This is a genomic window from Pseudomonas sp. P5_A2_2, from assembly GCF_054177685.1.
This window is the reverse complement of the sequence record NZ_JBGCUL010000238.1, coordinates 1-5,914: the sequence shown is the minus strand read 5'-3', so window position 1 is coordinate 5,914 and position 5,914 is coordinate 1. Positions and strand designations below refer to the sequence as shown.

Here is a 5,914-nt window from a genome sequence, read left to right as displayed (position 1 = left end):
GTTGAACACCACGCGCTTGTAGCGGGTGTCGTCACCACCGATGGCTTCGCGCAGGTGCCAGGCAATGGCTTCCCCCTCGCGGTCCAAGTCGGTTGCGAGATAGATGGTGTCAGCATCCTTGGCGAGCCGGCGCAGCTCTTCGATGACTTTTTCCTTGCCCGGGAGGATCTCGTACTTGGCTTTCCAGCCATGGTCCGGATCGACACCCATGCGCGCGACCAGCTGCTTGCGCGCCTTTTCTTTCGGTGACAGTGCCGGCACTTCACCCGCAGCAGCCTTGCCGCGCTTGGCGGCTGGCTCTTTGCTGGCGCTAGCCGAACCGCTGGTGGGCAGGTCTCGGATATGGCCGATACTCGACTTCACCACGTATTCGTTGCCCAAATACTTGTTGATGGTCTTGGCCTTAGCCGGGGATTCCACAATGACCAGCGATTTGCCCATGGATCAGAAAATTCCTGAATTCGAGAAGTGAAAGGCGGTTGGCGCCTGACGCGGCACCGCTATATATAGTGGCAACAAGGTGAGGTCAAGCGCAGGGTTTTGCGCGCACCCAGCTTATGGCTTGGTAAAAAGGCTTTCTTCGGCCTGCACCAAAGCAAAGCGTGGCACCTGTTCACCGTCAACTTCGACGGACTCCAGGAACATGCTCAAGGGACGCACCCAAAAGCCGTAATCGCCATACAGGGCTTGATAGAAGACCACTTCTTCTTCGGTTTCCGAATGCCGCGCGACACTGAATACGCGGTACTGCGGACCTTTGTAATGTTGGTAGAGCCCTGGTTGTATCGGCATGCTTTGGCCCTCACTCAAATTTTTTCAAAATAAAAACAAAAATAAATCCGGAAAAACAAAAACCGGGGCACTTGGCCCCGGCTTCCATCAGCGAGACGCTTAAACGCGTTCGAAGACGGTGGAGATGCCTTGGCCGAGACCAATGCACATGGTGGCCACCCCGAAGGTGCCGCCATTCTGCTTCATCACATTGAGCAAAGTGCCGGAGATACGCGCACCGGAGCAACCGAACGGGTGGCCCAGGGCGATCGCGCCACCGTGCAGGTTAACCTTCTCGTTCATCTTGTCGAGCACTTTCAGATCTTTCAGCACTGGCAGGGCCTGTGCGGCGAAAGCTTCATTGAGCTCGAAGAAGTCGATGTCGGAGATGCCCAGACCCGCGCGCTTCAGTGCTTTTTGTGTGGCCGGTACTGGACCATAGCCCATGATCGCCGGATCCACACCTGCCACTGCCATCGAGCGAATCACCGCCAGAGGCTGGATGCCCAGGTCCTGTGCGCGCTGCGCCGACATCACGATCATGCACGAAGCACCATCGGTGATCTGCGACGAGGTGCCCGCTGTCACGGTGCCGCCCTTCGGATTGAACGCCGGCTTCAGGGCCGCCAGGCTTTCCAGGGTGGTTTCCGGACGAATGGTTTCGTCGTAGTCGAAGGTTTTCAGGAAACCGTTCTCGTCGTAGCCCTGCATCGGGATGATTTCGTCTTTGAACTTGCCTTCCACGGTCGCCTTATGGGCGAGTTGGTGGGAACGCACGCCGAAAGCGTCCTGTTGCTCGCGGGTGATGCCGTGCATTTTGCCCAGCATTTCCGCGGTCAGGCCCATCATGCCCGAGGCTTTCGCCGCGTACAGCGACATGTGCGGGTTCGGATCGACACCGTGCATCATGCTCACATGGCCCATATGCTCGACGCCACCAACCACGAAAACGTCACCGTTGCCGGTCATGATCGCTTGCGCAGCAGTGTGCAGGGCACTCATCGACGAGCCGCACAGGCGGCTGACGGTCTGGCCGGCCGAGGTGTGCGGGATCTGGGTCATCAACGACGCCATGCGCGCGATGTTCCAGCCCTGCTCCAGGGTCTGGTTAACGCAGCCCCAGATCACGTCTTCGACTTCGCTCGGGTCAACCTTGACGTTGCGTTCCAGCAGTTTGCTGATCAGGTGCGCCGACATGTCTTCGGCGCGGGTGTTGCGGTGCATGCCGCCCTTGGAGCGGCCCATCGGAGTACGACCGAAGTCGACAATCACGACGTCTCTAGGATTCAAGCTCATAAGTTCACTCTCACTCTAGTTGGGGGCGCTTAACCGAAGAAGCTCTGGCCGTTCTTGGCCATTTCGCGCAGCTTCGCGGTCGGGTGGTACAGCGCGCCCAAATCAGCGTACTGGTCGGCCAGGGCAACGAACTCTGCCACACCGAGCGAGTCGATGTAGCGCAGCGCACCGCCACGGAATGGAGGGAAACCAATACCGTAGACCAGGCCCATGTCGGCTTCGGCAGCGGTTTCGACGATGCCGTCTTCCAGGCAACGCACGGTTTCCAGGCACAGCGGGATCATCATCCAGTTGATGATGTCTTCGTCGGTGACTTCGCGCTGCTCGTAAACGATCGGCTTGAGCACTTCCAGCACCGACGGATCGGCGACTTTCTTCTGCTTGCCCTTCTTGTCGGTCTCGTAGGCGTAGAAGCCCTTGCCGTTCTTCTGGCCCAGGCGCTTGGCTTCGTAGAGCACGTCAACGGCCGAACGGCGGTCGTCCTTCATGCGGTCCGGGAAACCTTCAGCCATCACGTCACGACCGTGGTGGCCGGTGTCGATGCCGACCACGTCCATCAGGTAGGCCGGGCCCATTGGCCAGCCGAACTTTTCCATGATCTTGTCGATACGGACGAAGTCCACACCGGCGCTGACCAGCTTGGCGAAACCGCCGAAGTACGGGAACAGGACGCGGTTGACCAGGAAGCCCGGGCAATCGTTGACGACGATCGGGTTCTTGCCCATTTTCTTGGCGTAGGCAACGGTGGTGGCGACAGCCAGCTCACTGGACTTCTCGCCACGGATCACTTCCACCAGCGGCATCATGTGCACCGGGTTGAAGAAGTGCATGCCGACGAAGTTTTCCGGACGCTTGAGGGCCTTGGCCAGCAAGGTGATGGAAATGGTCGAAGTGTTCGACGCGAGGATGGTGTCCTCTTTGACCTGGTCTTCCACTTCAGCCAGTACCGCTTGCTTGACCTTCGGGTTCTCGACGACCGCTTCAACCACCAGGTCCACGTGACCGAAGTCTCCGTAAGACAGGGTTGGACGAATGCCGTTGAGCACTTCAGCCATTTTCGCGGCGGTCATGCGACCTTTATCAACGCGGCCAACCAGCAGTTTGGCGGCTTCGGCCAGACCCTGCTCGATACCGTGCTCGTTGATGTCCTTCATCAGGATCGGCGTACCTTTGGAAGCCGACTGATAGGCGATACCGCCGCCCATGATGCCGGCGCCCAGTACGGCGGCCTGCTTCACGTCCCTGGCGATTTCGTCGTAGGCCTTGGCCTTTTTCTTCAGTTCCTGATCGTTCAGGAACAAGCCGATCAGGCTCTGCGCGGCCGAGGTCTTGGCCAGTTTGACGAAACCGGCTGCTTCAATTTCCAGCGCCTTGTCGCGACCGAAGTTCGCGGCTTTCTGGATGGTCTTGATCGCTTCAACCGGCGCCGGGTAGTTCGGGCCAGCCTGGCCAGCCACAAAACCTTTGGCGGTTTCGAAAGCCATCATTTGTTCGATGGCGTTGAGCTTCAGCTTTTCCAGCTTCGGCTGGCGCTTGGCCTTGTAGTCGAACTCGCCGGAAATGGCGCGTTTGACCAGTTCCAGCGCGGCGTCCTGCAGCTTCTCTGGAGCAACCACTGCATCGACAGCGCCAACTTTCAGCGCGTCTTCAGGACGGTTTTCCTTGCCGGCGGCAATCCACTCGATGGCGTTGTCGGCACCAATCAGGCGCGGCAGGCGCACAGTACCGCCGAAGCCCGGGTAGATGCCCAGCTTGACTTCCGGCAGACCGATCTTGGCGTTGGTGGACATGACGCGGTAGTCCGCCGCCAGGCACATTTCCAGACCGCCACCCAATGCGATGCCGTTGATTGCGGCTACAGTCGGGACGTTGAGGTCTTCGAAATCGCTGAAAATCCTGTTGGCTTCGAGGTTGCCAGCAACAAGTTCTGCATCCGGCAGCTTGAAGTTGTCGACAAATTCGGTGATGTCGGCGCCGACGATGAACACGTCCTTGCCACTGCTGACGATCACGCCCTTGATCGAAGCATCTGCCTTGATGGTGTCTACGGCCTGACGCAGTTCGTTCAGGGTTAGACGGTTGAACTTGTTGACGGACTCACCCTTGAGGTCGAACTTCAGTTCGACGATGCCACTTTCAAGAGCCTTAACCGTGATGGCTTTACCTTCGTAAATCATCAACTGATCTCCACGATATGGAAGCTGAACAGTACACGTCGGACGCAGGCGAATGGCTTGGCAGGGACGTTGATCGTCAATGCTACGCCCATTCCCCCGGCACACCCGCCAACGCGATAGTCGGGATTCTGTAGGAGCGGTCTGAAATACAAACGCTCAATTCATACGCCCGTTTGATTTGGGTACGTCACCTTCACGGAATTTCCGACAATTGTCAATCGCCTGAAAAACGGGTTGAAACGCGACTTTCCGGTCATTTCCGTACTGCGAAGACCTTAAACACGCCGAAGCATGCAAGGTCATTCATAGAATCAATTGTTAGAAAAGTCGCCCTAATTCGCTGCAGCCCGTGTTTAACACGCTACGCTGGCGAAACCAGGGGAAAAAGTTGAACGCTTTGGCGAATGCCCAGCGTAAGATCAGCCCACACCGTTTTACCGGCCTGCCTGGCCAACCCGCCCGATGAAGTTGTCGGGCTTTTTATTGCCTGATCGCTTCCTGTAGGAGCGAGCTTGCTCGCGATGAACCTGAGGACGCCGCAGGGGTGTCAGGTTGCCAGCGTCATCGTTGACGACCATCGCGAGCAGGCTCGCTCCTACAGGGGACCCGGTTTCAGGCCAGTGCCTTGAGGGTGGCATCGATCTGTTGCAACACCTCGGCCTCACCCTTCTCGCCCCAATACAAGGCGATTATTTGCTTGTCAGCCTCGACCTTGAAGACATTGCCTGGCAATTTTTCGAAATGATCGAGCAGCGCCCGATCTTCACAGATTTCCTGCCATTGATTGACCCAGACACCCGGTGATTTTTGCCAGTAACTCCAGCACGCCGGCTGACTGCCACGTCGCGGGCGATGGTACTGCGCACAGGGGCTTGGCGGCTCCTGGCTCAGCCAGTGCGGCCATTGCTGAGGTGCCAGTTGCATGGCCAGGCCGATGCGCCGGGCCTCCATCCGCAGGGCTATGCGCCCACTCTGGGCACGCGAGGGGCGCAACCATGCCAGCGGGCTGAGTACCACCAGCAGGATTGACACCACTATCCAGACCGTCATATCTGTACTCCCGATTCTTGATGAGCCCATTGTGTCACTTTGGAACCAATGCGCTTGAAACCAGCCATACTTACCAATATTGCATCCCTCAGGAGGAGCACCTCATGCCCTACAACCATATTCTGGTCGCTGTAGATCTGACCGAAGAGTGCGACCCTGTGATCCACCGCGCTCGCGAACTGTCGGTGAGCAACGGCGCGAAGCTGTCCCTGGTGCACATTGTCGAACCGATGGCGATGGCCTTCGGCGGCGACGTGCCGATGGACCTGTCACAACTGCAACAGCAGCAGTTCGATCAGGCCAAGGAGCGACTGGAGCGCCTCAAGCACAAATACGCCGAACTCGAAGGCGCCAACTGCCACCTGACCTACGGCCAGCCACGCCAGGAAATTCACCACATGGCCAAGGAGCAGACCTGCGACCTGATCGTGGTGGGCAGCCATGGCCGGCACGGCCTGGCACTGCTGCTGGGCTCCACCGCCAATGACGTGCTGCATGGCGCGCCTTGCGATGTGCTGGCGGTGCGCCTGCAAACCAAATCCTGAAGTTGTAGGTACCCCCTGTGGGAGCRAGCTTGCTCCGGGCGGCGTTCCGACGATGAGGCACTGACAGTCGATATC

At 58.4% G+C, this 5,914-nt stretch carries 6 protein-coding genes; 1 reads left to right on the top strand and 5 read right to left on the bottom strand.

Annotated features, from left to right (window positions below; translation table 11 throughout):
* The 5 genes from ACXRVY_RS15045 to ACXRVY_RS15025 all read right to left on the bottom strand — a co-directional run.
* Positions 1–441, bottom strand: a 441-nt coding sequence (locus ACXRVY_RS15045) for a toprim domain-containing protein (RefSeq protein ID WP_458237672.1), incomplete at its 3' end; no start/stop codon positions are given.
* Positions 442–555: 114 nt separating this feature from the next.
* Positions 556–792, bottom strand: coding sequence for a DUF1653 domain-containing protein (locus ACXRVY_RS15040; protein WP_007986363.1), 237 nt, complete (start codon positions 790–792; stop codon positions 556–558).
* A 99-nt stretch (positions 793–891) separates the two neighbouring features.
* On the bottom strand, positions 892–2,067 hold the full coding sequence (fadA, locus tag ACXRVY_RS15035; protein ID WP_053160736.1) for an acetyl-CoA C-acyltransferase FadA: 1,176 nt from the start codon (positions 2,065–2,067) through the stop codon (positions 892–894).
* A 29-nt stretch (positions 2,068–2,096) separates the two neighbouring features.
* On the bottom strand, positions 2,097–4,244 hold the full coding sequence (fadB, locus tag ACXRVY_RS15030; protein WP_223463208.1) for a fatty acid oxidation complex subunit alpha FadB: 2,148 nt from the start codon (positions 4,242–4,244) through the stop codon (positions 2,097–2,099).
* Positions 4,245–4,856: 612 nt separating this feature from the next.
* Positions 4,857–5,294 carry a hypothetical protein gene (locus tag ACXRVY_RS15025; RefSeq protein WP_223463207.1) on the bottom strand — a complete coding sequence of 146 codons (438 nt, stop codon included), beginning with the start codon at positions 5,292–5,294 and terminating at the stop codon, positions 4,857–4,859.
* Between the two features lie 104 nt (positions 5,295–5,398).
* Here ACXRVY_RS15025 and ACXRVY_RS15020 point away from each other — a divergent pair, with 104 nt between their 5' ends.
* Positions 5,399–5,839, top strand: coding sequence for a universal stress protein (locus ACXRVY_RS15020; RefSeq protein ID WP_218428798.1), 441 nt, complete (start codon positions 5,399–5,401; stop codon positions 5,837–5,839).
* Positions 5,840–5,914: the final 75 nt, after the last annotated feature.